The organism is Streptomyces sp. NPDC058045 (assembly GCF_042885635.1).
Lineage (GTDB): Bacteria > Actinomycetota > Actinomycetes > Streptomycetales > Streptomycetaceae > Streptomyces.
This window is the reverse complement of sequence record NZ_JBHVRR010000002.1, coordinates 191057-213100: the sequence shown is the minus strand read 5'-3', so window position 1 is coordinate 213100 and position 22044 is coordinate 191057. Positions and strand designations below refer to the sequence as shown.

Genomic DNA, 22044 nt, shown 5'->3' with positions numbered 1-22044 from the left:
GGTCTCCTACTCGGAGGCGGGGTGGAGGGTCAGCGAGCAGCGGCAGTTGATGACCTCACCGGCCGGACCGCGGGGGTCGCCGGGGAACTGGAGTCGTGCGCGGCCCACGGTGAACGGGGTGGCGAGCGGCACGGTTTGGCCGTCGGCGGCTCGGTGGGTAGCGCGGGTGCGGTCGTCGGCGGTCGACAGCCACGCTTTCGTCCAGGGCCGACGTGTGCGGGCCTGTTCGTCCAGGGCGGCCCCGATGGCGCCAGCGTTAAGGGCGCCGATGACCTCGGTTCGGGTCATGGTGTCGGTGGCACCGGTCCAGCCCTCCAGCGTGGCCAGCTCGGCGACGCGGACCCGGAGTTCGGCTGGAGTCTCGCCGCGGGCGGTACCGTCCCGCCAAGCCGTACGGAGGCGTGCCCACACCCGGCGCGGGAACTGCCGAAGCCGCTCGGCGAGTTCCTCGGCCTCATCGTCCGCCCGGCCGTCGCCGGCGGACGGCGGAGCGGACGGCGCGGTCCGCCGGTAGGAACCGCTGAACACCTTGCGCCACGCTGGGGCGATGCGCTGCTGCACGATCCGCCGCCACGCGCTGTCATCGGGATAGCCGGTCCAGTCCGGCTCGCCGTCGCCGGGCGCTGCGGCCGCCGTCACGGTGCCGAGGCCGAGGCCGGATTGGACCGCGGCCAGGTACTCCTCGACGGCAGCTCGCACCGCCGGCGCCAACTCCCGCTCGGCGGTAGCGACCTGGTCCCGCTGGTGCATCCGGGCCACGAGCCACGGGTCCTGTGAGGCCATCAGGCCGACCACCCATCGCAGCCGGCCTGTGCGATGGCACGGGGGATGTTCTCGCGGTCGTGCTCCTCGCGGCCCCGCAGCAGCGCCCGTACGTAGTCGTCCACGGCCTGATGCAGGCACGGATCGTCCGGTGTCGCGGCGTGAAATTCCTGGTATGCCCCGGACAGCATGGCGTCGAAATGATCCTCCTCGGCGCCCAGCTCGACGTGAATGCGGTGCATCGGCACATGCAGGAACTGGCCGCGCATCGACCGGCCGCCGCGGTTGAGGAGCCACTGTCCGGCGCGTACCAGAGCCCGCCGGACGGCCATGTCGAGGCATCTGGTGCGCCAGTCCGCCGCCGCGGCGAGGGCAGCGGACGCCGTACGGGCAGGCGGCTCCGGCCGGTTACTGGCGGGGGCCTCGATGGCCGACCGGACAGGTGCTGCGGATACCGCCTCGGGTGCCGGCGCGTCGATGACGGCGGCTGCCGCGGCCTGCGGGAGGTTGATTCCCAGGTACGGCAGCAGGGCCGGTGCGAGGCTCGGCACGGACTGCATGAGCTGCTGGACTACCGCCCGGGTCCGCTCCTCTTCGGTCGGGGCGTCCTCGTCGCTGAAGCCCAGCTCGCGGCGGGTGGGGGCGGCGCCGATCAGACCCCGCTGGAACGCCTCCAGCGCTTCCGGGCCGCGGTTCGGGCGCTGCTTGAGGTCGCTCGTGTCGTACCAGCACGCCCAGTTCTCAGGGTCCGGGACGCCGAGTGCCTCCCACGCGGGCCGGAAGTGCTGGCTGTTGAGAGCGTCGCAGACCAGGCCCAGTTTGGGCTCGATGTGCATCGTGATGCCGGTGTCGGACAGGAGCCAGCCGGTCCAGTGGTTGACGTCTGCCATGCCCGTGAGCGCTTCGGGCGGCATGTCCAGGCCGATCGCGACCCGCTTGGTTGCGCCCTCGCGCAGCGGCAGCACCTGCTCGTCCAACTCGGTGGCGAAGCTGAACCACTTGAACTTGTCCTCCACCGAGCCGGGTACGCGCAGCAGCAGCGGAACCAGCGCGGCAGCTGAGTCCCGGTTCCGCAGCGAAGCACTCGCGGCCTCGATCAGCGCGGCCGTGACCGGGTCGGAGTGAATCGGGTTCGCCCCATCGGACTGCTGCGGTGACGCCGGGGTCACGTCGTCGGAGATCAGGCCGAGCCCGGCGCCCTGGAGGCGGGAGTCGACGGTAGCTAGGACGTGAGCGGTCAGACCTTGCAGCTCCCGCAGCGGCTCCTGGAGACCGTTGAGGGGGGAGTCGGGCAGGTAGGCGAACTCGTCGTCCGGCCGCCACAGCCGGATCAACGTCGTCTCGTCCAAGGACAGTTCGACGCGCGCCGTCTGGGACTCGGGCAGCTGCACGCGGATCGTGCCTCCGCCGCCAGCGGACGTGATCTCGGAGGGTGAGCACACCAGCCAGCGCCGCTCACCGCTCTTCGGGTCGTCGAAGCCGACCAAGTAGGACTCGCCGGGGATGTCGAGGTGCACAGACAGGCGGCGCAGCATCTCGGACTGGCCGAGCTGCCCGCCGGCTAGTTCCTCCAGCGGAGCGAGGAGCCGGTCGACGAGGTCGGGGCTGAGGTCCTCATCCTGCGCGTCGACCGGGGTAGGGCGGGATGATCCGTCAGGGTCGATCCGGCCGATGTACAGGCGGGCCCGGGAGCACCCGTTCGCAGCCCACCGGATTCCGGACTTCAGCTCGGGGACGGTGCGGTAGAAGTCCCAGCCCTGGGCCTGCCACTCCTGCTTGCGGCCGACGACGCTGCGGGCCTGGTCCCGGGTGATGATCGTGGCGGAGGCCAGCACCGGACCGTCCGGTGCACCGGGTTCGTCCCGCTGATGCTTGTGGAGCTTCCACCAGGCCACTGGTAACCCCCCTTATCGGCGCCGCTGGTCGCGGACGGCCATGTCGAGGGCGACCGGGTCCAGCACGATGTGCCGCGGCGGTGGCGGCGCGTCGAGCCAGGACGCGGCGAGCGAGACGACGTGCGATGCCGTGAGCGCGCCGACGAGGTAGACGAACGGCACAGTGTCGTGCCAGGCCCAGTGCGCGGCGGCTGCGGCGGCGCCTGCCCAGATGCTGGTGCACCAGGAGCAGCCCATCAGGTCCGCGAGCCACGCGAAGAACGGGCGGTCGGCCCGTTTGTCGACCGAGGTCCGCACGGGCTGGAACAGGGTGTCGTCGACGACGAACCGCGTGATGCGGGCGACGGCGCCGAGGGTGAGGAGCGCGATGATGATCTGGTGGGCCACGGGCCGGACCGTAGGGGCGAGTACGGGCAGCCCTACCGGCCGTAGCCGCCGCGTCCGAGGCTGATGGCCCCCAGCCCACCGCGGACCTGCCCGGCCTGCGAGAGGGACACCCCGGCCGGGGAGCTGATCGCGTCTCCGGTGCTCGGCGCCCGCAGGAGCCCGTAGGCCAGGTACACGCTCGCGTCGATCCGGCCCGGCGAGTCTGAACCCGGCTGCCACGACACCCACTCCGACACCAGTTCAGGCAGGTGCGAGGCGAGGCGGACACGGTCCTCACGCCACTGCTGCGCCACCGGCTCGGCCCGCAGCAGCTTGCCTGCCCGGGCGGTGACCGGCTGGACGTAGGGCGGTAGGGCGTCGGCGGGAATGGCGCCCTCGCGCTGGAGTGCATCCCATGCAGTTCGGATTGCGAGGGTGACCATGTCGCCGCCGTAGTTCTTCTCCACCACGATCAGTGTCGCGTCCGTCTCGGACGCCAGCGTGCACGCGGTCCGCGCCCACTGGTCGGACGGCATGCGGCGGGTCCGGTCGTGTGTCAGGTACAGCCGTTGATCGGTGCCGAGGTACCCAGCGATGACGCCGGCAGTGTCCCGGCCGCCGCCCGACGGGTCGACCGCGACGGCCTTCCGGACCGGGGCGGGTGGTGTGGGGCAGTACGGCATGTCGGCGTGGCTGAGCAGTGCGCCCTCAGGTGGCTGCGGGTCGCCTTGGTAGAGGGCTCCCCAGTCCCGTGGGGTGGATGTTCGCCGCTTGTCCGACCAGTGTGCGAGGAGCGCGTCCTGGTCGCGGTCGTCGAGCGCCGGGTGAGTCAGTGGTTCGCCGGGCCCGCGGCTGAGCGGGTCGTCTTCCTGGGTGGCGAGTGCGGGGAGGTGTACGACGCGCCACCGGCCGCCGGTCTCCGTGGTGCCCTCGTGAGCGAGGACGCGGCCGGCGAGATCGTCAGGGTGCCAGCGGGTCATACACAGCACCACCGGTACGCCAGGCCGTAGCCGGGAGAGGAACACCGACGACCACCAGTCCCATACGTTTTCGCGCATCAGCGCGGAGTCGGCTTCGCGGCGGTCCTTGTGAGGGTCGTCCACGATCCCGATCCCGGTGATTGGGTGGCCGGTGAGGCCGCCGCCCACGCCGACGGCGCGTACTCCGCCGCCGGTCGTGAGTGACCAGTCGTAGGCGGTCTGCTCGCCTCGCTGGGGTTGAAGGCCGAACTGTTCGCCATGGTCGGCGATCAGGCGGCGGACTGCGCGTGCCTTCTTCGTGGCGAGCGATCCGGCGTACGAGGCGATAGCGATGCGGTCCATGGGTCGGCGGGCGAGCCACCACACCGGCAGCAGCTCGGAGACGAGGACGCTCTTGCCGACCTGGGGCGGGGTAGTGATGAGGAGCCGGTCCGCATCGGGACCGAGTTGGGCGAGCGTGGACGCGATCAGCCGGGTGTGAGCCCGTACTCGGTAGGTGCCGCCGGGGTGGAGGTACAGGCCCATCATCGCGGGGTCTTGGAGGGCTGCGAGGCGGCGGGCGTGGGCGTGCAACTCGGCGTCGCTGTATCCGGCGTATCTCTTCACGGCTCAGAGGTCAGGATGGTTTCGGCGTCCGGGGGCTGACCGGCGGCAGCGCGGCGGGCGAACTCTGCGGTGACGGCGTCGAGTTGTTCCTGGCGTTCGGCTTCGGTGGCGGGCGGGGCTTGTCGGATGGTGACGTCGCTGCTCTGGGCTGCGTCGAGACCGTAGAGGCGGCGGTAGCTCTCGCGTACGGCGCGGAGTTCGCGGATGGCGGCGAGCTTCGGCCCGTCGTCTACGAGCGGGCGGCCCTCGTCGTCGTGGACGAGTTTGCCGTGGGAGTGGGCGTAGTGGGTGCGTTCCAGCACGCCGAGGGCTTCTTCGTAGAGCCCGTCGAGGCGTGCGGCTTCGCGTCGGCGGAGGGCTTCGGCGTCGTCGGCGACGATGGCGTGCAGGGCTCGGCTGACAGCGTCGTGCGCCGCGCTCTTGGAGCCGTAGCCGAGTTCGTGGGCGATCTGGAGGTAGGTCTTGCCCTGTGCCCGCAATCGCGCTGCTTGGGCCTCGCGGGCTGCGGTCTCGGGGCTGCGGGTGTAGCGGCCGTGGCCGTCCCGCAACTTGTCGTCCTTCGCCATGTGCCCTCCCTTCGGTGGGGAGGGTAGGGGCGGGTACTGCATGGGTGAGGCCCCGCGCGACGGGGGGGGATGCGCGCAGGGCCTCGGGTCGGCTCGGTTTACGAGGCGCGGGTGTAGCGGATCCAGCCGCCCAGTGGGTAGGGGCTCTCGATCTCGCAAACGGCGCCGCGGTAGTCGACCTGGCAGCCGTCCAGGAGGGCCTCGACGATGTCCTCACGGAAGAGCTGGCCGGTTGACTGGCGCGGATAGGTCCATGTCGCCCGGCCGTCGTAGGAGTCCTCGACCCGGTATGGCGCCTCGGGGTCGACGTCGGAGGACGGCCAGCTGTCGTAGAGCCGCATGTAGTGCGCGATCCGGTACGCCTTGTCGCGGTTGACCACGTCGGATGTCCTCTCGGGTCAGGCGGCGCCGCGCTGGCGGCGCATCTCGGCGGTGATCTCGTCGTGCGTTGCCCCGGCGTCGGCGGCGAGGCGCATGGCGTCGCGGACCTGGCGGGGGTCGGTGAGGCAGTCGGGGCCGCCGTGCGCGAGGAGTTCGCGGGCGGCGGCTTCGATGGCTTCCTGCTTGTCCATGTCGTGTGCTCCTTGCGGGCTGTGGTGGTGGGTCAGAGGAGTCCGAGCCAGCGCGCGATGTCGTCGACGGAGATCCCGGTGACGGTCTCGACGAGGACGAGACCGCAGAGGACTCCGAGGACGATCAGGGCGCCACGGTGGTCGGGTTGGGCATAGCGGATGTGGTCTCCGTCGGGTGGGGTCATCCCCCCGTGGGTGGTGATGCGGTGGGCGTCCCGGTCCGCCTCGGCGTCCGATTTCTGGTCGTGCGCGGCACCGCTGGTGCGGCAGGTGCGGCAGGTGTAGCGGTGGGGCATCGGGACCGTTTCTCGGGTGTAGTAGGGCTTGCTACAGGTGTAGCGGGATTCGCTACATAGCAGGTCAGGGGCGTGTAGCAGGGCGTAGTTGCTCCTCCGGGCCGGTTTCAGGAGAGGGGTCGGGGAGGGGCTCGGGAAGGGGCCCGATCACGGCCTCAAGGTCGTCTCGGTGGACCCCCTGAGCGACCCCCACCGGGGGCTCCTCGGCACCGGCCGGGAGGCGGTCGAGGGTGACCCCTTTGGGGGCTCTCACGGAGGGGCGTACACGCACTCCTAGGCGGGTGAGGTGGGAGCGCACTTCCTGGGCTCCGGTGGAGTCGGGGGCGCCGGCCTCTCGAAGGGCCATGGCGATGTCGCGGAGGTGGACTCCGCGGCGGGGTCCGATGAGGTGTGCGCAGAGCTGGAGGAGCGGGGCCGTCGCGGGCTTCTCCTCGGTGTCTGTGGGGACGGTGTCTGTCGGCTCGCCGGTCGCTCTGCCTGCATCCTTCGTAGGGGCCTGTGCGGCACCTGTGGGGCGCGGGCGGGGTGCGGGGAGTTCGGGGGTCTCCCCTTTCGCGTAGCCGACGAGGACGGCGGCGGCTGCGAGGCTGGTACCAGCCCACTGGAGGGTGTGGGTGGCGGCGGCCCATTCGTAGCCCCACCAGCTCATTCCGGCGCCGATGGCGTAGCGGGTGAGCGTGCCGCGGGGGCTGTTCTTCGTCGCCTTGTTCTTCTGGCCGGTGAGGATGATCCGCCATCCCGAGTAGATGCGGCCGGGGATCGTCAGGGGCCAGCGGGGCACGGGGACGATGCGGATCGGTGTGGTCAGGGCGGTGGTGCTCGCCCGGTAGCCGCGGCCGATGGTGTAGCCGACCTGCTCTGCTCGTGGCGCAGCTGGCTGGTCCGGGGTGGTGGATGCCGTCATCCCGCGATCACCCTGACGATGCTGGCGATGATGTCCGTCGCCTGCTTCATGAGCCCGGTGGCGGTGGACGCGGCAGTCATCATCAGCAGGCCTTGGATGACTGATCCGGCGGGGCCGGGGCGGGTGTAGTGCCACCATCCGCCGATAGCCAGGGCGAGGGCTGCGCCTCCGGCGCCGAATTCGTCGCCGACGTTGGTGAGGATCTGGCTGGCCTTGTCGGAGAGGATCGACCAGGGCTGTCCGGTGTGGGCGTAGAGGTAGCCGAGCCCGATTCCTAGGGCCAGTGCTGCAGTTCCTTTGAGGGATTTGCCGCCCTTCTTGAGTGCGGCGATGACCAGGATGGTGAGGACGAAGGCGAGGGCGTGGAGTCCGATTTCCAGCATGGTTTGGGTCCTTATTCCTGGTCAGTTCGGGGTCAGAGGTGCGGGATGAAGGCGATGACGGTGGCGGTGGCGGTGGCGTGTCCGGCCCAGGCGAGGGGGAGGGCGGCGTCTTTGGTGCTCCGGTGGATGGCCCAGCCGATGAGGCAGACGACGAGGGAGACCATGACGGGGGCGTCGGATGTGGCGTCCTGGAGCCAGGGGGTGAAGCCGATCTTCCAGGCGGCCCACATGCCGCTGGCGGCGTAGAAGACGCGATTGAGGCTGCCGTCCGCCGTGGCCACGGAGACGACGGCACTGGTGATCCGTTGTGTGAAGGGCGTCTCTTTGCGGGCTTCGTTGATCCGGGCGGCGGTGCGCTCGGCGATGCGAGTGGGGTCCCAGGCGGGGCGCTTGTCCTGCTCCCCTTCCTCGGCCTCGGCCGCTTGATCGTCGTCAGCGTCGGTCTTCTTGACGGGCTGTGCCGGCGCCTGCGGGGCCTGGACCGGTTGGTCCTGGGGCTCCTCCTCGACTGGGGTTTCCTTGCCGGGAAGCGGGTTGTCCTTGCTGCCTGTCCGCCACCAGTCGGCCCGCATGATCCGGGTTCGGGAGCGCGGATCCGGTGCGGTCTCTGCCGGATCTGCGGACTCGGTGGACGGTCCGGATCCAGCGGCCGCTTCGGACGGGTCCGGATCTTCCGGGGTGGGCACCGGCTCTGTCCTGGCCGGGGCGCGCCACGGTGGGACCTCTCCGGGCTCCGGCGCCCGCTTCGGCAGCTCGGCCCCGGCGGGGATGATGCGGGTCGGGGTGATGGGCTGGTCGGGCACGGGGTGCTCCAAGAGGTGGCCGATGGGGCGGGCGCCGGCGCGGTGGAGGTAGTAGCGGGCGCGGTGTTCGTCGGCGCCTATGGCGGTCATGCGTAGCCGTCCCGCATCTGGTGCTGGCGGCGGGCCCGGCGTACGGCGGCGGACACGCTGTCGCGGTTCGCGTCGGGCCGGAGTTGCATCACGGCGGCGACTGCGGCGGTGTTCGTTTCGGTTCGCTGGACCTGTTCGCGAACAAGATCGGCGATGGACGGCAAGGCGCTTTGCAACGCTGGGGCGTTGCCGCCCGTTGCGGCGCCACGCGGCGTCGAGATGTAGCGGAAGATCTCCGGGGACATCTCGAACCACTCGGTGTCCCCGTTGCGGTACGCAGAGAAGCGCCTGTGCAACGCCCGTTCCAGTTCCGGCCCGCCTTGCAACGTGAGGAGCACGCTGTCACTGCGCAGGGCGAGTGCGGCGAGACGGCTCTTCAAGTTGGTTGTGTATCCGATCTTGACTCGGCTGCCGTTCGCAACGAAGTAGACGACGCTGCTGTGCACCCCGTGCAACAGGTCATCGACTGTCACAGCGCGGGATGCTTCGACCACGTCGTTGCGCACTGCGGGTGCCGTTGCAGAGCCTCGGAGTGCTGCGTCGAGTTCGTTGCAGAGCAGTTCCGAGACTGCGGTGAGAGCGATCTCGATGCAGTGGGCGTGGCAGAGCGCAACGGGTCGCAGCACTGTTGCTTCACGCGGACACGGGCGCCCTTCGTCATTCGCAGTGCACGTGGGCGGGATCTCGTGGTCGTTCATGACGTCGTCTCTCAGTCCAGTTCTGCGACGGCGGCGGGGTGGAAGTGGGTGCGGCCGTTGGCGTCGCGTGCTGCGACGGCGAGGCGGCCACGCGACACCCAGGAGCGGACGGTGCCCTCGCGCACGTTCTTCATCGCTGCAACGTCTGCGACGGTGAGGAGTGCGACGCCGTCGAGGTCGCTCGCAACGGGTGCCATGGCTTCGTCGATGGCGTCGCGCAACGGGTCCGGCTCGGCGCTGTTGTGTTCCGTGTTGTTGCGTCGGGGTGCTGCGTTGCGCTGCGGCGCTGCGGGCGCGGGTGTTGCAACGGGTGCTGCGGCCGGGGGCGTTGCGGGCGGTGGGGGTGACGCAACGGGCTGCGTCGCGGTCTCCTGCTGCGGCGCGGCAGGGGTGGTCGTTGCGGTCTCGGCGTTGCGCAGCGCTTCGTGGACCTGTCGCATCAGGGCACCGAATGCAATGAGTGCGGCGGATGGCGGGACGGCTGCGACGACGTACTGCATGGGGTGGGCGCTGCTTCCGACGCCGGCGACGTTGAGGGCGATGGAGCCGATGCTGCCGACGGTGGCGAGGCCGATGGCCCACGGGTCGATGCGGTGTTGCAGGGAGGCGCGCAGCATGAGGAGTTCGCCGACGATGATGAAGAGGTCGACTGTTGCCGGCCAGGCCCAAGCGCGGGCGTCGCCCAGTCCGTTGCCGTCAGCGACGCTGGCGAGGTGTTCGTAGGACAGCCAGAACGCGATGCCGGTGAGCACGACCGAGGCCGTGGCTGCGACGGCGGCGAGCACGGTGGCGGGGCGTTGCATGGTGCTGTCTCCAGGCGTAGGCGGCGATGGCGCCGCAGATGAGGGCGGCGGGGTACTGGCCGGTGAGTGCGGCGAAGGCGGAGAGGGTGCCGAAGCCCCACCGGCCGAGCGGGCTGTGGAGTTGCTCGGCCAGTGGGCGGCGGCGTCGGGTCATCCGGCCGGGCTGAGGTTGAAGTGGAGGACTTCGATGTCCTGGGTGAGCAGCTCGTCGCGGGTCTGCTTGATGAAGTGGCCGCGGATCATGGCGAGGTCGAGCGGCTGGGTGAGCTGGAACTCGCCCCACACGGTGCGGGTCCGCTTTGTCGGGTAGCTGGCGGCCGTCCGGAGACTCGGCGGGGTGTGCTCGGGGACGTAGTGGCTGTCGAACCGGACCTTGATCTCGTAGCTGTAGCGGCCGGGCTCGATGGTCTGGGTGTCCATGGGTGGGTGCCTCTCAGGGGTAGGAGTGGGGCCGGGCCGCGCGGGGGGAGGTCGCGGCCCGGCCGGTCTGGTGGGTTAGGTGAAGCGGCGTCGGAAGGCGCGCCCGGACCGGTCGCCGTCACGCTGGACGCGGGCGGCGTGCTTCTCCCGGCGGATGCGGGCCGCGCGGTCGGTGGCGGACTCGCGGTCCGCGTAGCGCGTGGCGGCCAGTTGGTGGTCGCGGGCGATGAGTCGGTCGAGCCAGCTCACTGGCCACCTCGCAGGTTGGCGTCGTCGCGGTTGGACTGCGCTTGGCGGAGGGCTTCGGCGGCGGCGTAGTCGGCCGCGGCCTTGGCCTGTTCGGCGGCGATGCGTTCGGCTTCGGTGGTCATGGTCAGCACCCGCCGCAGGTCTGGGAGGGGGTGTCGGAGTGGAACCAGGTGCCGCACTGGTTGCACTGCCAGGCGCTGAGGAGCGGGGCGAACAGGAGGGTGAGGGTCTTCACGCCGCCACCGCCAGTGCGGCCTGGCGCAGCTGCGCGGCGACGGCAACGAACTCGACCTTCCGGGGTCGGTACGTGGCGGCGGCCTGCGCGACCTGGTCCGGGGTGAATCGCTGGACGTCGCGCATGCGTCGGCCGGCGTGGCAGCGTCCGGTGGTGCCGGTGATGTTCTGCTTCGCGGCGTTGCGGCGGAGCGAGTTGGCGATGGTGCGGGCGTCGCGGATGCCGAGGCCGGCGGCGATGGCGTGGGTCGTGAGGGATGCGGTGCCGCGGCGGCGGATGGAGGCGGTGGCGCGGGTGGTGCGGGCGCGGTCGCGGAGGACGGCGCGGCGGGTGCGGGCTGCCGTACGACGGCAGCGGCGGGCCATAATGCTCACTGGCTGGACTCCTGGTTGTGTCAGGCGGTCTGGCTTCCCGACCGGGTGTGTCACCACCTGGCCGGGGTGCCGGGCCCGGTGTGTCACCACCGGGCCCGGCGTCTGTGCCCTGGCTGAAGGTGTGTCACCACCTGGCCGGGGCTTTGTTGTTGGACTGGAGCGTCCGTCTTGCGCTCCACTGTAGGGGCACCCTACAGTGGAGTCAAGCGGCCTCCCCTGAAGAAGAGGCCACCATGTCGGAGACCAGCGAGGAGGTGCAGCGCGTGGCTGAAGCGATCGCCGCGATCGAGCAGATCGAGGACATCGAGGAGCGCGTGCGGGCCAAGAGCAAAGTCATGGCCGCTCAGGTCGAGCGCAACAAGGAGTGGTCGAAAGAACGGACCAGGCTGATCCAGGACCTATGGGCCGACGGTAACGGGCTCTCGTACCGGCAGATCGCGGACCGGCTCCAGATCAAGGTGAGCCTTGTCCAAGACGCTTTCCGTGGACACAAGGGCACTCGTACTAGCAAGTCTTCGGGGAAGGTGTCCCGTCCCGAGAAGAGCAGCGAAGCGTCGTCCGAGCAGTAAAACGGCCGAGCGGTGTAGAGACCGCCCGGCCGCAGAAAACCAGCGAGCTGGAACTCGCTGATCAAGAACCCCACTCGAACAAGAAAGGTTCGTCGTGAACCGTACCGTTGACGTGCCCGTATGCACCAGTGACCTCTTGGCCGACATGGACCAGGCGGTCCGGGACGCCACCACCAGCCTGCTGGGTCTGATCGCCGACCGGCGTGTCCTGGCTGACGCCCTGAACCCGGCCCTGTCCCCGCTGGACGAGTCGGAGTCCGAGCAGTTCTCGCACGCCGCGTTCTCCCTGGCCCTGTCCGCCATGGACGACGCGATCAGCACGGCCCCGGACCCCCGCTCGACGCTGCGAGCGCTCCGCACCGCCATCGAGCTGCACGCGAACGAGGTGAACGTCTGATGGCCACCACCTTCCACGCCCCCGTGACGATCACCCTGCCCGCACCGCAGGCCACCGCCCCGACCCGCCTCGTGCCCGCTGAGATCGACGGGCAGCGCATCCTCGTCGCCTGCCCCACCTGGTGCACCATCGACCACGTCACCGAACCCGAAGCGCGCCTCGAAGACCTCACGCACTCCGGAAACCACGTCGACCTGATGGCCGACGGGTTCGACCCCGCGGCCGACCAGCACGGCGACGGCTCCCAGCTCTTCGCCTACGCCTGCATCGGCGCCAACCCCGCGGCCCGCACCCCGCAGGAACGGGAAGCCGGGATCATCATCAGCGACGGCGACGGGTTCCTCCTGCGCTTGGACGCCGCGCAGGCCGACCAGTTCGCGGACGGCCTGGTCGCGTTCGCCGCCCAGATCCGCGGCCTCGCCCGCACGCTGGGCGACCGGGGGGTGGGGGCGTGACTGTCCTGACCCACGAGGCGCACGACACCGAAGTTCCTGCGGCGCAGCTCGCGTTGCCCGGCGGGATGACGGTCGTCGCGGAAGTCTTCGATGAGTTCGCGGACCCCGCACACCCGCCGGTCGTGTCCGTCTGGACCGACTACGGGCAGGGCGAGGGACTGGACGCGGACGGCCTGGAGCAGTTGTTGTCGCAACTCCCCGCGTTCCAGGCCCGGTTGCAGGCGATGCGGGACGCACTGGCGGTGACCGGTGGAGCGCGCCGTATGCGCCCTTAGCGTCCGAGCGACCACAAAGAGTGGCCCCTGCGCGGTGAGCGCCGCCAGGGGCACGGACCCAAGGAGAAGCGCCTTGAGCCGACGCCAATGTATCCCGTCGCCCGCCGCGGGCGGCAACGCTGCTGGTCCGGTCGCTGTTGGGACTGCCGGGGTCGCCTGGTGACGAACTGCACCACCGCGGCGGCCGGGGGCGACTCCGGCCACCGCGGGCACCACGCGGAATCCACAGGGGGCGCTCGGTGAGCTACATGGCCACGGCGTGGGCGAGCATGTCCGCACCCATCGCCGACGTGAACGAGTTCGCGGTCCTGATGATGCTGGCCGAGAAGGCGGGCGCCGACGGGTGCGGCGCCTTCCCGGCCCGGAAAACCATCGCCGACCGGACCTGCATCGCCCCGCGGACGGTCCTGCGGGCGCTGCAACGGATGGAGGAGCGCCGCCTTATCGCGCAGGGCGACCAGCGGGCCGCTGAGTACATCCGCGCCGACCGGCGCCCGGTCGTCTATGACCTCCTGATCCCAGCAGCGTGGTACTCCGCACAGCAGCTCGCCGACGTGAACGAAGAGCGCCAGCAGCATGGGCTACCGCCCCTGACGCCGAAGAACCGCCCGGAGATTGCCCCAGCACCCGGCAAGAACACCCGCAGCGACGTCGGTAAGGCCGCGCCGCAGCGCAGGCGGAAGACACAGCGGGGTGTCTCTGAGACACCCTGCGAGGGAGGCGTACGGGGTGTCTCTGAGACCGATACGGGGTGTCTTGAAGACACGCACGGGGTGTCTCAGAGACACCCGAGAGAGGTCCTTGATCCTGTTCTTGAACCTCTCTCTCAGGCTGACGCCGCCGACGCGGCGGCGCCCGCCGTCGGGGCCGATGCCGAGACCGGTGAGAGAGAGAACGGCGCTGCGCGCGGAACCACCCCCCACCTCCCGCCGCAGCGCACCGGGCAGGTCCCCGAGAACACCGGGGATGCGATCGCCGCCGCGCTGGCCGCCCAGTGGCGTACCGCGCACGGCACCGCACCCGGCCGTCGTCAACTCGTCCAGATCACCGCCGACGCCGCCGACGCCATCGCGGACGGCGACACCCCCGAATGGCTCCTCGGCTCGGTCGTGCCGTTCATGGTCGCCCGCCGCTACCTCGACCTCGGCCGCGCCCGCACCCACCGCGACTGCCCCGCACCCGCCGCAGCACGGGAACCGGCCAAGAGCCAGTGCCTGGCCGGGGAGTGCGACGGGTCCGGCGTCCTGTACCGGCCCGAGGACGTGTTGCAGGAAAGCCCGATTCGCTGCGCCTGCCGCAAGGCTCGCGCCACCGCGTAACGCGAAAGGCGGGCCACCCCATGCCCGGGGTGACCCGCCGGACACTCACCACCCTTTGACCAGACAGGAGTGCCGCAATGACCCTCACCGTACCCGCACAGTACGAGGACCAGGCCGCCGCTCTGGAGCGTGTACCCCCGCACGACTCCGAGACCGAACAGGGAATGCTCGGCGCGATGATGCAGCCGATCGGCTACGCCAACCCCATCGTGGACGTTGCCGCCGTCCTCGGTGAGACCGGCGCCGCCGCGCTCTACCACCCCGCGCACCAACTGATCTACAACGCGATCACCGCCGTGTACGAGCAGGGCGGGAAGCCCGACCCGATCACCGTCGCCAACGAACTCGTCAGCCGCGGCGAGGAGTCCCGCGCTGGCGGACGTAGCTACCTGCACCAGTGCATCCAAGCCTGCGCGACCCCGGGCAGCGGCGAGCAGTACGCCGAGATCGTCCTTGCCCGGTCGATCGCCCGGAACATCATCGAGTCCGGTACCCGCCTGATGCAGAAGGGCTACGCGAACGCACAGGCCGACATTGACGAGGCCCGGAACCTCGTCAACGACGCAACCGGTGAACTCCTGAGCCTCGCCCCCGCTCTCGACACCGGACAGGACCCAGCCGGATGGGAATACGACATGGGGGCTGCGCTCGACGACTGGGAGGGCGAACAGGAGCAGGGGCCGAACCCGGGTCTGCCCATGCCGTACATGGACCTCGGCGCCGTGCTCGGCACCGGCCCCGGAAACCTCGTCATCGTCGCCGGCCGCCCCGGCATGGGTAAGTCGGTCGTGCTCCTCGACCTCGTGCGCTGCCTGTCCATCCGCCACAACCTGCCCGCCGCATTCATCTCGCTGGAGATGGCCCGGCCCGAACTCGTCTCCCGGTTGGTCGCGGCCGAAGCGTCGATCTCTCAGCACGCCATCCGCCGACGCGAACTCGCCCGCGAGCAACACGACCGGTACGCCAAGGCCAAGGAACGCATCAAGGGTGCGCCGCTGCGCCTGGTCGTGCCGCCCGGAGGCATCACCGTCGCGCAAATCCGCGCGCAGCTCCGCAAGTGGTCACTCGAAGGCCGGTTGCCCGTCGCTGTCGCCGTCGACTACCTCCAGATCGTCAAGCCAGCCACCCTCGGCAAGGGCGGCAACCGGACGAACGAGGTCGACGCCATCGCGCGCGGCCTCAAGGAACTGGCCATCGAGTTCAACATCACCGTGTTCGCCGCCGCGCAGCTCTCCCGCGCCACGACCAGCCGCGAGGAGAAACGACCGCAGCTCTCCGACCTACGCGAGTCCGGAGAGATCGAGCAGGCCGCCGACGCGGTGATCCTGCTGCACCGGGACGACTACTACGACAAGGAGACCCCGACCGCGGGCGAGATCGAGTTCATCGTGGCCAAAAACAGGCACGGCTCTACCGGAACGGTGACCGCCGTGTTCCAAGGTCACTACAGCCGCGCGAAGGACTTCGAGACCTACTAGGCACGTGTTGTGGGATCTCAAATCCCGTGTCGGAATCTCACGGTCGATGTCGGATGGAAGTCGGATCCGACATCGACCGCGAGACACCGCAGTTCAGCGGGTCGCGCCGTCGCAGCTGCTCGCTGGTGCCAGCGATTCCCGACACGGAGCTGAGACGGCGAGCGTCCGACATGACGTGAGACAGCGGACGGACCCGCAGGTCACGAGACCGACGTCCGACACGAGCCGCGAGACCCTACACGTGCTGTTGCCCGAGGAACCCGCCATACAGCCGTCTTGCGGACGATCATCATCCGGGACTTGACCGGCGGGGACTGTCGCCGAGAGGGCCGGAAGTCGCCCTAACTCCCGTGTACCCCGCGAGAATTGGTCGCGGCAAAAGCCGAGCAGGGGACCCACCGGTGAGCCGACAGATGAAACGAAGGAGAAGCAGTGACCGACCAGACCGTTTACGATCACGTACACGGCCTCGAATACGGCGGGAAGATCGTCAGCACGCTGCCCGCCCCCGAAGGCTGGCTCGTGTGTACCGAGGTTCGTCAGACGAAGCGTGGCGAAGACCCGACCACCGAGGGTGAGACGTGGCACCCGCTTATCGCGTGGGGGCACGTCGAGACAATGGACCGAACTGGAGACCCTGTCAGCCGCCTGGAACCCCTCTTCCTGGAGGACTTCGGAGCCGTCGTGCACGCCTCAGAGTTCCGGTGGCTCCACAGCGCCGGCCACACCGACGACGGATGGCGCACTTCGGTCACCGTCGATGTCGTCCCCCCGAAGGAGATGCGGCAGAGGCTGGACAGCATGAACCGACGCTTCTGCACTAGGCACACCGATCGGGAACGTACCGCCTACGACTGCGAGAAGTGCCAGGAGGAGCGCCGCTAGGTGGGAGCTGATCGAATGGCTTGGCGGCGGTCTGAACGTCTGGGGCTGACTCGCTACGCCGCCGTGGCCGCTGACATTCCGCGCCGGTACCACTTCGCTGCCCGGGGTCGGCCCGCGTAGTACGCCTGCCGGACCTGTCGGCACCGTACACACGTCGGTAGGCCGAGGAGCAGCTCCAGGCGGTACCCGGTCAACGAACCGCCGTGCTCGGTGTGTTCGTGCGAGAGGCGGGCGAGGCGCTGCTCGCGGAGCCGGTAGTCGTGGGCTTCGCGGCAGGTGAGGCAGGACTCCCCACGGGACAGGTGGCTGCGCCATCCGCGTTCGGTGCCGCAGTCCGGGCGCTGTCGGGCGCGGCGTTCCTTGGGGGTGAGGCCGCCCCAGATGCCGCGGGTTTCTCCGGTGCGGATGGCGTGGTCGAGGCAGCCGCGCTGGATAGGACAGCCCTCGCAGAGCGCCTTGGCGTACGCGGTCGGATCGTCGTCACCGGTACCGGGCTTGTCGGTGAACAGGTCACTGCGGCGGTGGCAGGGGGTGTGGGTGTGGGCGGGGAGGGCGCGGAGGAAGTCGGGGACGAGAGCATCGATCATCGCGGGTCCTTGATCGAGTTACGGTTGCCTCGCCGCTGTTGGGGCGCGCCCGGCCTGGGGAGGTCAGAGGGCGCGCCCCATTTGCCGGGATCAGGGTTCCTGGAGTTTGGCCAATATGGTGGTCGTCGGGCACGGCCAGGGGACCGAGTTCCCAGGGCCTCCGAGTCTTGAGCAGTGCAGGCAGCTCCCGGTGGCCTCATCGAGGCAGTGCAGTAGAAGCACGCGATCAAGGGCACCGCAGTGTCTGCCCAGTTCCGCATAGGTCTGGCGTACCAAGACTTCCTTCACGATGACCGACGTCCCTGCCGGGCTGTGAGGGATGTCCACCAGCCTGTTCATGACCCGTCCGAAGTGGTGACCGTAGAGGGCAATGGTCCGCTCTTCGGAGGTCTGGCTGTCGATCATTCGGCGCCCTCAACACCTGCGCTGGGATGGCTCATGAGGCGTCCTCGCTGGCGGAAGTGGGCATCTCGTCGGTCTGGTACTGGCCGGTTCTGCGGTCGTACGTCAATCCCTCACCGGCGAAATCGAAGGCGTACTGCTCGCTCGTGAGGGATTGGATAAAGGGTGATCCGCAGCAGCCGCAGCCGCCGATCTCCAGACCATGCTTACGGGTCAGGGCGGCGAGGTCGTTGAGAAACGCAGTGACGGTGCCGGTGCTGGTCACGTGGTAATTCCTCCGGTTGTGTCAAGGGTCATGCGGTGGCCGACCTGGTCGAGGAACTGGGCGCGGACGAGGTTGTGACGGGCATCCGCGAGCGCGTTGTGCACTCCGTCCGGCTGGGGCGGGAGGTCCTCCATGCTGAGGCCGAGGCGTTGCGCCTCTTGAACCAGGTCGCAGGTGTGCATCGGGCATCCGGCTGGTAGATCGATCATGGGGCCGAACAGTTGGGCGTACGCGACGTGGTCGTACGCGCCGAACCACGCCCAGAGCTGCGGGTCAGGGGTGTCAAGGATGAACTGGGCGACGAGACGGGCGATCTGCGCACGTGACCGAACGGCGGGGTGGTCGAGGTCGAGCGCCTCTACACCGCGGGTGCCCTCGGTGGTACGGATGGGCAGGGTGGGCCAGACGTGCTTGCGGAGCCAGGGGTGCTGGAGGACGGCGGCCTGGTTGAACTCGGAGCTGACGGCGTACAGCTCGCGGCCGTCCTCGCGGACCATGCCGATGCTGATGAGGTCGATCGTGGTGCCGTTCTCGTGGAACTCGGTGTCGTAGAAGATGCGGGTCACGGGGTCTCCTGGGTGTCGAGGATGGCGCGGGCCACGGCCAGCGCGTGCCGGATCATCCGGCACTGCGCCGCGTCGTCTCCGCACCAGCATTCGGTGTGGTCGTCTCCGGGGTGGGTGCTGCGGTAGTGCGTAGCCGCGATCTCCTCCAGCCAGGCAGCCAGCGCGAGGCCGACGGCCGGGTCCATCAGGGCGATGTACGGGAGGTCCCTCACCTGTTCGGGATGTCCGTTGTCGCTGGCGCAGCTCCGGTCGGCGACGATCAGTCCGTTGCTGCTGTAGGCGCATTCGTGGTCGTGGGCCCATGGTCCGGGGGAGACGCGGTGTGCGGTCTCGGCGTGGTGCCTCAACTGGGCAGCGGCGGCGTGGAGTTCGTCAGCGGGGGGCATGGTTCAGTCCTCACCGGTCGATACGAGCGGGCGCCACCTCGGCTATGCGGCGGAGGTGTTTCGCGGCGTCCTTCCAGGCGCACAGTGCACAGCCACCGCAGTCGCAGGTGTCGGCGTCGAACTGGCTGCTGACGCTGTCCAACTCGTCGGCGGCCTCGCGGAGCACGGCGGCCCGGACGTCCGTGGTGCTGCGCAGCTCGAACTCGGCGGGCGCGGGGAGGACGGCCAGGACCGCGTCGGCAACCTCGTCGGCCTCACCACCGGACAGGGTGATCAGCTCACCGCGCTGGGCCATGGCGACCGCATTCGGGCCGAGCCGCAGGCGGACAGTGCGCGCGGCCTGCCTGGCGAGGTACGCCTTGAACTCTGCGACGGCCGCGCGGTCTTCGTCGGACAGCGGGTAGTTCGGGTTGTTGCCGCAGGGCGGCCCAGCCGGACGGTTGGTCATAGTCAACTCCATGTCGTGGTGGACTGGTCGGGCTGGCCGCCCCCGGGTCGCACGGGGGCGGCCGGTGTTGTCATGCGGCGCCGTCGAAGTCGAGAACTCCCTGCGCAAACCGGGCGCGGGCGAGATCGTGGTAGGCGGGGTTGAGGTCGATGCCGATGTACCGGCGGCCGAGTTGGCGGGCCGCGGCGCCGGTCGTGCCTGAGCCGGAGAACGGGTCGAGGACAGTCCCGCCGGGCTGGCAGCCGGCCTTGATGCAGCGGATGGGCAACTCCAGCGGGAACGTGGCGAAGTGCGCAGCCGGATATGGGCGGGTGGCCACGGTCCACACGTCGCCGGGGTTGCGGCCCCGTTCTCCGCTCGGGCGAGACTTGACGTTCACCGTCTGTCCGGGGGCGGCGTACCCTCTGCGCGTCGTGTACGGGCGCAGGTTACTTGGAGCGTGCGGTTCACGGACCGAATCCAGGTCGAACCAGTACCGCGACGACTTGGCGAACATGAACAGGTGCTCGTGCCGGGAGGCGAGGCGGTCGCGCACGGACTCGGGCATGGCGTTCGGCTTGTGCCAGATGATCTCGGAACGCAGGATCCACCCGTCCTCTTGGAGGGCGAACGCCACGCGCCACGGGATGCCCAGTAGTTGCTTAGCTGCGAGTCCTCCGCCGTTCTTGCCGCCCTTCCCGGCCGGGGTGGTCGTGTGGTTGCTGCGCCCTTTCAAACCGTGCTTCTTCGATTCGCTGCCCTTGGGACTGCATACATAGGAGTCGCCCAGGTTGAGCCACAGCGTGCCGTCGTCGGCGAGGACACGGCGCGCCTCGCTGAAGACGCTGCGCATCGTCTCGACGTACTCGGCTGGCGTCGCCTCCAACCCGTACTGGCCGGACGTGCCGTAGTCACGGAGCCCGTAGTACGGCGGGCTGGTGACGATGCAGTCGACCGATCCAATCGGCAGGGTGCGGAGCACGTCGAGGGCGTCGCCGAGGAGCAGGGTGACCTGCTCGTCCTGGTAGTAGGGCTCGGGCATCAAAGGCTCCAGAGGGTGTGGGTGGCAGCGCCCGGCTACGACCCGGGCGCTGCACTCGGTCGGTCATGGGGAGGGTCGGGTACAGGTGTCGTGTAGGTGGCAGCGGCACTGGCCGCAGCCCGCGCACATCTCGATGGCCTCGGTGTCGCAGTGGCCGCAGCCGCCGGTGAGGGCGATCTCGACGCTGTCAACGAGCGCGGCGTGCGCGGCAAGGCGTGCCCGGTGGACGTCGCCGCGCCGAACGCCAATGCCGGAGTGCGACGTACACAGCACGCCCGGGCCGGACTGGCAGGCGAGGCACGGGATGGCGAGCGCGGCCCGCTGCTCCTCCGTCATCGCTGCGCTCCCGCGGTGCTCGGGTGCAGCGGCTCCTCGCCGCCGTTCACGCGGTGCCAGTCGACGCGGGCCCGCACGCCACGGATCCACTCGTCCAGCTCGGCGGCCGGCAGGTTCGCGCGGTCCAGCAGCACCTCGCCGTGGCAGGCCCGGTCGGGCGGGCAGACGCAGGCGAGGTCCTTCCCGCGTAGCCGGTGGAGGTCGGCGAGGATCCGGTCACGGGCCCGGTCGGCCTCGTCGGTCGGGGCGCCAAACCGGGAGCCGTAAAGCCACCGCCGGAAGTACTCGGTGGCTGCCGCGTGCGGGTCGACGTAGCCCATCTCCTGCATCAGGCCGACCTTGCACGGGTTCCCGAAGCGGGACGGACGGCTGACGATCACGGCGTTCTCGGGGAGACGCCAGCCGCGGGTGCGGCGGCGCTGGATCCGGGTGGGCATCAGAGGCTCCAGAGGGTGGGCTGGTGGTCGATGAGGGGTAGTTCGGTCTGCCCGGGGATCCGGTCGACGGACGGGGTGGCGGGCATCGGGCGGGCTGCTGGCTGCCCGTGTAGGCGGCGTGCGCAGACGGGGCCGAGGCCGCGGACCCGGGACACGGGATCGTGGAGGAGACGGCCGCACACGCACCGCACAGGGGCCGTCACGTCTCGCTCCAGCCAAACGGGCTCTCGCCGCGGTCGAGTTCGCACACGGCGAGCGGCGACCGGGCGGCCGGAACCACGGACCACTGGACGCGGTGGGCGTCCTGGTGGGTCCGGCCGCGGTGCCCCGGCCGGAGGACGCAGGGCCCGGTGTGCACCGGGGCGGTGCCGGCGACCACGCCGCAGATCCGAACCGCGGCCGGGGCGGGAGCAGTCACGGGGTTCCTCCTGGTCCGCCCGGGCAGCGGTTCGTCTGGCACGGTGCGTCGATGGTGCTCATGCGACGACCCCGAGGTGGCGGCGGCGGTCGGGGCCGTTGAGGGTGACGATGTCGGCGGCTTGCGCGATGCGGGATGCGAGTCGTTCGCCGAGTCGGGTGACGAGGTCGGTTCCCTCGGCGGCACGTACCAGGTAGTTGGTCGTGATGATCATCGGGAGGCATTCGTTGTACCGCTCGTTGATGAGTCGGTATGTGGCTTCTTCGGTCCACTCGGACAGCTTCTCGGTGCCGAGGTCGTCGAGGAGGAGGAGTGGTACGCGGCAGAGGCGGTCGAGTTCGTACTCGGTGCCGCGGTCGCTGCCGCCGGGGCGGAGGCGGCCGTACATGTCGGGGGCGGTGGTGGCGATGAGTTCGAAGCGGCGGGGTCCGGCTTCGGCGATGCGGCGGAGCGCCCCGTAGGCGTGGTGGGTTTTGCCGGTGCCGATGGTGCCGTTGAGGACGAGGAAGCCTGCGGAGCGGATGTCTTCGGCGGCTCGGTCGGCCCAGGCCTGGATGGTGGGGTGGGTGGTGGTGGCGTTGCGGTAGCGGTAGGGGGTGGCGTTGGTCAAGCGGCCGAGGGCGAATTCGGCGCGTTGACGACGGTGGTATTCGGGGTGGCCTGGGTCGTCCGGGTTGGGGGTGTCGTCGACGGGTCCGGCGGTGGTGTCGGGGGCGTGTTCGGCGATGCCAGCCATGAGGCGGGCCAGGGCGCTGGGCCGGTTCTGAGCGAAGGTCTGGGGGTCGGTCATGGGTGGGC

At 69.9% G+C, this 22044-nt stretch carries 35 protein-coding genes; 7 read left to right on the top strand and 28 right to left on the bottom strand.

Features of this window, described 5'->3' with window-relative positions; genetic code table 11:
- Window positions 1-6: 6 nt before the first annotated feature.
- The 17 genes from ACFVST_RS02735 to ACFVST_RS02655 form a co-directional block, all read right to left on the bottom strand.
- The gene (locus tag ACFVST_RS02735) at window positions 7-783 is read right to left on the bottom strand and encodes a phage minor head protein (RefSeq protein ID WP_390146158.1); all 777 of its coding nucleotides are present in this window, start codon (window positions 781-783) and stop codon (window positions 7-9) included.
- Window positions 783-2657, bottom strand: coding sequence for a hypothetical protein (locus ACFVST_RS02730; RefSeq protein WP_390146156.1), 1875 nt, complete (start codon window positions 2655-2657; stop codon window positions 783-785). Before ACFVST_RS02730 ends, ACFVST_RS02735 begins: the two co-directional genes overlap by 1 nt.
- 12 nt (window positions 2658-2669) lie before the next feature.
- On the bottom strand, window positions 2670-3044 hold the full coding sequence (locus ACFVST_RS02725) for a hypothetical protein (protein ID WP_390146154.1): 375 nt from the start codon (window positions 3042-3044) through the stop codon (window positions 2670-2672).
- A gap of 32 nt (window positions 3045-3076) precedes the next feature.
- A complete protein-coding gene (locus ACFVST_RS02720) occupies window positions 3077-4609 on the bottom strand; it encodes a terminase large subunit domain-containing protein (protein WP_390146153.1) in 1533 nt (510 codons plus the stop codon).
- The gene (locus ACFVST_RS02715; RefSeq protein ID WP_390146151.1) at window positions 4606-5175 is read right to left on the bottom strand and encodes a hypothetical protein; all 570 of its coding nucleotides are present in this window, start codon (window positions 5173-5175) and stop codon (window positions 4606-4608) included. The genes ACFVST_RS02720 and ACFVST_RS02715 overlap by 4 nt, the downstream gene beginning before the upstream one ends.
- A gap of 98 nt (window positions 5176-5273) precedes the next feature.
- Window positions 5274-5555 carry a hypothetical protein gene (locus tag ACFVST_RS02710; protein WP_390146149.1) on the bottom strand — a complete coding sequence of 94 codons (282 nt, stop codon included), beginning with the start codon at window positions 5553-5555 and terminating at the stop codon, window positions 5274-5276.
- An 18-nt stretch (window positions 5556-5573) separates the two neighbouring features.
- The gene (locus ACFVST_RS02705) at window positions 5574-5747 is read right to left on the bottom strand and encodes a hypothetical protein (RefSeq protein ID WP_390146148.1); all 174 of its coding nucleotides are present in this window, start codon (window positions 5745-5747) and stop codon (window positions 5574-5576) included.
- Window positions 5748-5779: 32 nt separating this feature from the next.
- Window positions 5780-6043, bottom strand: a complete 264-nt coding sequence (locus tag ACFVST_RS02700) for a hypothetical protein (protein WP_390146146.1) — start codon at window positions 6041-6043, stop codon at window positions 5780-5782.
- A 64-nt stretch (window positions 6044-6107) separates the two neighbouring features.
- Window positions 6108-6947 carry a hypothetical protein gene (locus ACFVST_RS02695; protein ID WP_390146144.1) on the bottom strand — a complete coding sequence of 280 codons (840 nt, stop codon included), beginning with the start codon at window positions 6945-6947 and terminating at the stop codon, window positions 6108-6110.
- Window positions 6944-7330: a hypothetical protein gene (locus ACFVST_RS02690; RefSeq protein ID WP_390146142.1), complete on the bottom strand. Its 387-nt coding sequence runs from the start codon at window positions 7328-7330 to the stop codon at window positions 6944-6946. The genes ACFVST_RS02695 and ACFVST_RS02690 overlap by 4 nt, the downstream gene beginning before the upstream one ends.
- A gap of 32 nt (window positions 7331-7362) precedes the next feature.
- Entirely contained in the window at window positions 7363-8223 is an 861-nt protein-coding gene (locus ACFVST_RS02685) for a hypothetical protein (RefSeq protein WP_390146140.1), read from the bottom strand.
- Window positions 8220-8921: a GIY-YIG nuclease family protein gene (locus tag ACFVST_RS02680; RefSeq protein WP_390146138.1), complete on the bottom strand. Its 702-nt coding sequence runs from the start codon at window positions 8919-8921 to the stop codon at window positions 8220-8222. Before ACFVST_RS02680 ends, ACFVST_RS02685 begins: the two co-directional genes overlap by 4 nt.
- Before the next feature lie 11 nt (window positions 8922-8932).
- Window positions 8933-9724 (bottom strand): DUF2637 domain-containing protein, encoded by a 792-nt coding sequence (locus ACFVST_RS02675; protein ID WP_390146136.1) that lies wholly within the window; start codon window positions 9722-9724, stop codon window positions 8933-8935.
- Between the two features lie 150 nt (window positions 9725-9874).
- Window positions 9875-10144 carry a hypothetical protein gene (locus ACFVST_RS02670; protein ID WP_390146134.1) on the bottom strand — a complete coding sequence of 90 codons (270 nt, stop codon included), beginning with the start codon at window positions 10142-10144 and terminating at the stop codon, window positions 9875-9877.
- A gap of 75 nt (window positions 10145-10219) precedes the next feature.
- Window positions 10220-10393, bottom strand: coding sequence for a hypothetical protein (locus ACFVST_RS02665; protein ID WP_390146133.1), 174 nt, complete (start codon window positions 10391-10393; stop codon window positions 10220-10222).
- Window positions 10390-10515 carry a hypothetical protein gene (locus tag ACFVST_RS02660; RefSeq protein ID WP_390146131.1) on the bottom strand — a complete coding sequence of 42 codons (126 nt, stop codon included), beginning with the start codon at window positions 10513-10515 and terminating at the stop codon, window positions 10390-10392. Before ACFVST_RS02660 ends, ACFVST_RS02665 begins: the two co-directional genes overlap by 4 nt.
- Before the next feature lie 109 nt (window positions 10516-10624).
- The gene (locus ACFVST_RS02655) at window positions 10625-10993 is read right to left on the bottom strand and encodes a hypothetical protein (protein ID WP_390146283.1); all 369 of its coding nucleotides are present in this window, start codon (window positions 10991-10993) and stop codon (window positions 10625-10627) included.
- A 242-nt stretch (window positions 10994-11235) separates the two neighbouring features.
- Between ACFVST_RS02655 and ACFVST_RS02650 the strand changes: the two genes are divergently transcribed.
- The 7 genes from ACFVST_RS02650 to ACFVST_RS02620 all read left to right on the top strand — a co-directional run bounded on the left by ACFVST_RS02650 (window position 11236) and on the right by ACFVST_RS02620 (window position 16380).
- On the top strand, window positions 11236-11571 hold the full coding sequence (locus ACFVST_RS02650; protein ID WP_390146129.1) for a hypothetical protein: 336 nt from the start codon (window positions 11236-11238) through the stop codon (window positions 11569-11571).
- 145 nt (window positions 11572-11716) lie between these two features.
- On the top strand, window positions 11717-11968 hold the full coding sequence (locus ACFVST_RS02645; RefSeq protein WP_390146128.1) for a hypothetical protein: 252 nt from the start codon (window positions 11717-11719) through the stop codon (window positions 11966-11968).
- Window positions 11968-12423 (top strand): DUF6907 domain-containing protein, encoded by a 456-nt coding sequence (locus tag ACFVST_RS02640; RefSeq protein WP_390146126.1) that lies wholly within the window; start codon window positions 11968-11970, stop codon window positions 12421-12423. The genes ACFVST_RS02645 and ACFVST_RS02640 overlap by 1 nt, the downstream gene beginning before the upstream one ends.
- Window positions 12420-12698 (top strand): DUF6907 domain-containing protein, encoded by a 279-nt coding sequence (locus ACFVST_RS02635; protein WP_390146124.1) that lies wholly within the window; start codon window positions 12420-12422, stop codon window positions 12696-12698. Before ACFVST_RS02640 ends, ACFVST_RS02635 begins: the two co-directional genes overlap by 4 nt.
- Window positions 12699-12937: 239 nt before the next feature.
- Window positions 12938-14017, top strand: coding sequence for a helix-turn-helix domain-containing protein (locus ACFVST_RS02630; protein WP_390146123.1), 1080 nt, complete (start codon window positions 12938-12940; stop codon window positions 14015-14017).
- 77 nt (window positions 14018-14094) lie between these two features.
- Complete coding sequence (locus ACFVST_RS02625; RefSeq protein WP_390146121.1) at window positions 14095-15495, top strand: replicative DNA helicase; 1401 nt, start codon at window positions 14095-14097, stop codon at window positions 15493-15495.
- A 432-nt stretch (window positions 15496-15927) separates the two neighbouring features.
- The gene (locus tag ACFVST_RS02620; RefSeq protein WP_390146119.1) at window positions 15928-16380 is read left to right on the top strand and encodes a hypothetical protein; all 453 of its coding nucleotides are present in this window, start codon (window positions 15928-15930) and stop codon (window positions 16378-16380) included.
- A 53-nt stretch (window positions 16381-16433) separates the two neighbouring features.
- Here ACFVST_RS02620 and ACFVST_RS02615 read toward each other — a convergent pair whose 3' ends face one another.
- The 11 genes from ACFVST_RS02615 to ACFVST_RS02565 all read right to left on the bottom strand — a co-directional run bounded on the left by ACFVST_RS02615 (window position 16434) and on the right by ACFVST_RS02565 (window position 22036).
- Window positions 16434-16967 (bottom strand): WhiB family transcriptional regulator, encoded by a 534-nt coding sequence (locus ACFVST_RS02615; RefSeq protein ID WP_390146117.1) that lies wholly within the window; start codon window positions 16965-16967, stop codon window positions 16434-16436.
- 436 nt (window positions 16968-17403) lie between these two features.
- Window positions 17404-17634 (bottom strand): hypothetical protein, encoded by a 231-nt coding sequence (locus tag ACFVST_RS02610; protein ID WP_390146115.1) that lies wholly within the window; start codon window positions 17632-17634, stop codon window positions 17404-17406.
- Window positions 17631-18200 carry a 3'-5' exoribonuclease domain-containing protein gene (locus ACFVST_RS02605; RefSeq protein WP_390146113.1) on the bottom strand — a complete coding sequence of 190 codons (570 nt, stop codon included), beginning with the start codon at window positions 18198-18200 and terminating at the stop codon, window positions 17631-17633. Before ACFVST_RS02605 ends, ACFVST_RS02610 begins: the two co-directional genes overlap by 4 nt.
- Entirely contained in the window at window positions 18197-18586 is a 390-nt protein-coding gene (locus tag ACFVST_RS02600) for a hypothetical protein (protein ID WP_390146111.1), read from the bottom strand. Before ACFVST_RS02600 ends, ACFVST_RS02605 begins: the two co-directional genes overlap by 4 nt.
- Window positions 18587-18596: 10 nt before the next feature.
- Window positions 18597-19034: a hypothetical protein gene (locus tag ACFVST_RS02595; RefSeq protein WP_390146109.1), complete on the bottom strand. Its 438-nt coding sequence runs from the start codon at window positions 19032-19034 to the stop codon at window positions 18597-18599.
- A 70-nt stretch (window positions 19035-19104) separates the two neighbouring features.
- Entirely contained in the window at window positions 19105-20055 is a 951-nt protein-coding gene (locus tag ACFVST_RS02590; RefSeq protein ID WP_390146107.1) for a DNA-methyltransferase, read from the bottom strand.
- A gap of 63 nt (window positions 20056-20118) precedes the next feature.
- Window positions 20119-20391, bottom strand: coding sequence for a hypothetical protein (locus ACFVST_RS02585; protein ID WP_390146105.1), 273 nt, complete (start codon window positions 20389-20391; stop codon window positions 20119-20121).
- Window positions 20388-20828 carry a DUF4326 domain-containing protein gene (locus tag ACFVST_RS02580; protein WP_390146103.1) on the bottom strand — a complete coding sequence of 147 codons (441 nt, stop codon included), beginning with the start codon at window positions 20826-20828 and terminating at the stop codon, window positions 20388-20390. The genes ACFVST_RS02585 and ACFVST_RS02580 overlap by 4 nt, the downstream gene beginning before the upstream one ends.
- Window positions 20828-21010 (bottom strand): DUF6011 domain-containing protein, encoded by a 183-nt coding sequence (locus ACFVST_RS02575; protein ID WP_390146282.1) that lies wholly within the window; start codon window positions 21008-21010, stop codon window positions 20828-20830. Before ACFVST_RS02575 ends, ACFVST_RS02580 begins: the two co-directional genes overlap by 1 nt.
- Window positions 21011-21027: 17 nt before the next feature.
- On the bottom strand, window positions 21028-21246 hold the full coding sequence (locus ACFVST_RS02570; protein WP_390146101.1) for a hypothetical protein: 219 nt from the start codon (window positions 21244-21246) through the stop codon (window positions 21028-21030).
- A gap of 58 nt (window positions 21247-21304) precedes the next feature.
- Entirely contained in the window at window positions 21305-22036 is a 732-nt protein-coding gene (locus tag ACFVST_RS02565) for an ATP-binding protein (RefSeq protein ID WP_390146099.1), read from the bottom strand.
- Between the last annotated feature and the right edge of the window lie 8 nt (window positions 22037-22044).

What these genes read in the sequence shown, in the direction of transcription:
- ACFVST_RS02735 (WP_390146158.1), bottom strand. Translation starts at nt 783, where the DNA reads ATGGCCTCACAGGACCCGTGGCTCGTGGCCCGGATGCACCAGCGGGAC.
- ACFVST_RS02715 (WP_390146151.1), bottom strand. Translation starts at nt 5,175, where the DNA reads ATGGCGAAGGACGACAAGTTGCGGGACGGCCACGGCCGCTACACCCGC.
- ACFVST_RS02705 (WP_390146148.1), bottom strand. Translation starts at nt 5,747, where the DNA reads ATGGACAAGCAGGAAGCCATCGAAGCCGCCGCCCGCGAACTCCTCGCG.
- ACFVST_RS02700 (WP_390146146.1), bottom strand. Translation starts at nt 6,043, where the DNA reads ATGCCCCACCGCTACACCTGCCGCACCTGCCGCACCAGCGGTGCCGCG.
- ACFVST_RS02695 (WP_390146144.1), bottom strand. Translation starts at nt 6,947, where the DNA reads ATGACGGCATCCACCACCCCGGACCAGCCAGCTGCGCCACGAGCAGAG.
- ACFVST_RS02690 (WP_390146142.1), bottom strand. Translation starts at nt 7,330, where the DNA reads ATGCTGGAAATCGGACTCCACGCCCTCGCCTTCGTCCTCACCATCCTG.
- ACFVST_RS02685 (WP_390146140.1), bottom strand. Translation starts at nt 8,223, where the DNA reads ATGACCGCCATAGGCGCCGACGAACACCGCGCCCGCTACTACCTCCAC.
- ACFVST_RS02680 (WP_390146138.1), bottom strand. Translation starts at nt 8,921, where the DNA reads ATGAACGACCACGAGATCCCGCCCACGTGCACTGCGAATGACGAAGGG.
- ACFVST_RS02675 (WP_390146136.1), bottom strand. Translation starts at nt 9,724, where the DNA reads ATGCAACGCCCCGCCACCGTGCTCGCCGCCGTCGCAGCCACGGCCTCG.
- ACFVST_RS02670 (WP_390146134.1), bottom strand. Translation starts at nt 10,144, where the DNA reads ATGGACACCCAGACCATCGAGCCCGGCCGCTACAGCTACGAGATCAAG.
- ACFVST_RS02660 (WP_390146131.1), bottom strand. Translation starts at nt 10,515, where the DNA reads ATGACCACCGAAGCCGAACGCATCGCCGCCGAACAGGCCAAGGCCGCG.
- ACFVST_RS02655 (WP_390146283.1), bottom strand. Translation starts at nt 10,993, where the DNA reads ATGGCCCGCCGCTGCCGTCGTACGGCAGCCCGCACCCGCCGCGCCGTC.
- ACFVST_RS02650 (WP_390146129.1), top strand. Translation starts at nt 11,236, where the DNA reads ATGTCGGAGACCAGCGAGGAGGTGCAGCGCGTGGCTGAAGCGATCGCC.
- ACFVST_RS02645 (WP_390146128.1), top strand. Translation starts at nt 11,717, where the DNA reads ATGGACCAGGCGGTCCGGGACGCCACCACCAGCCTGCTGGGTCTGATC.
- ACFVST_RS02640 (WP_390146126.1), top strand. Translation starts at nt 11,968, where the DNA reads ATGGCCACCACCTTCCACGCCCCCGTGACGATCACCCTGCCCGCACCG.
- ACFVST_RS02625 (WP_390146121.1), top strand. Translation starts at nt 14,095, where the DNA reads ATGACCCTCACCGTACCCGCACAGTACGAGGACCAGGCCGCCGCTCTG.
- ACFVST_RS02615 (WP_390146117.1), bottom strand. Translation starts at nt 16,967, where the DNA reads ATGATCGATGCTCTCGTCCCCGACTTCCTCCGCGCCCTCCCCGCCCAC.
- ACFVST_RS02600 (WP_390146111.1), bottom strand. Translation starts at nt 18,586, where the DNA reads ATGCCCCCCGCTGACGAACTCCACGCCGCCGCTGCCCAGTTGAGGCAC.
- ACFVST_RS02595 (WP_390146109.1), bottom strand. Translation starts at nt 19,034, where the DNA reads ATGACCAACCGTCCGGCTGGGCCGCCCTGCGGCAACAACCCGAACTAC.
- ACFVST_RS02590 (WP_390146107.1), bottom strand. Translation starts at nt 20,055, where the DNA reads ATGCCCGAGCCCTACTACCAGGACGAGCAGGTCACCCTGCTCCTCGGC.
- ACFVST_RS02585 (WP_390146105.1), bottom strand. Translation starts at nt 20,391, where the DNA reads ATGACGGAGGAGCAGCGGGCCGCGCTCGCCATCCCGTGCCTCGCCTGC.
- ACFVST_RS02580 (WP_390146103.1), bottom strand. Translation starts at nt 20,828, where the DNA reads ATGCCCACCCGGATCCAGCGCCGCCGCACCCGCGGCTGGCGTCTCCCC.
- ACFVST_RS02565 (WP_390146099.1), bottom strand. Translation starts at nt 22,036, where the DNA reads ATGACCGACCCCCAGACCTTCGCTCAGAACCGGCCCAGCGCCCTGGCC.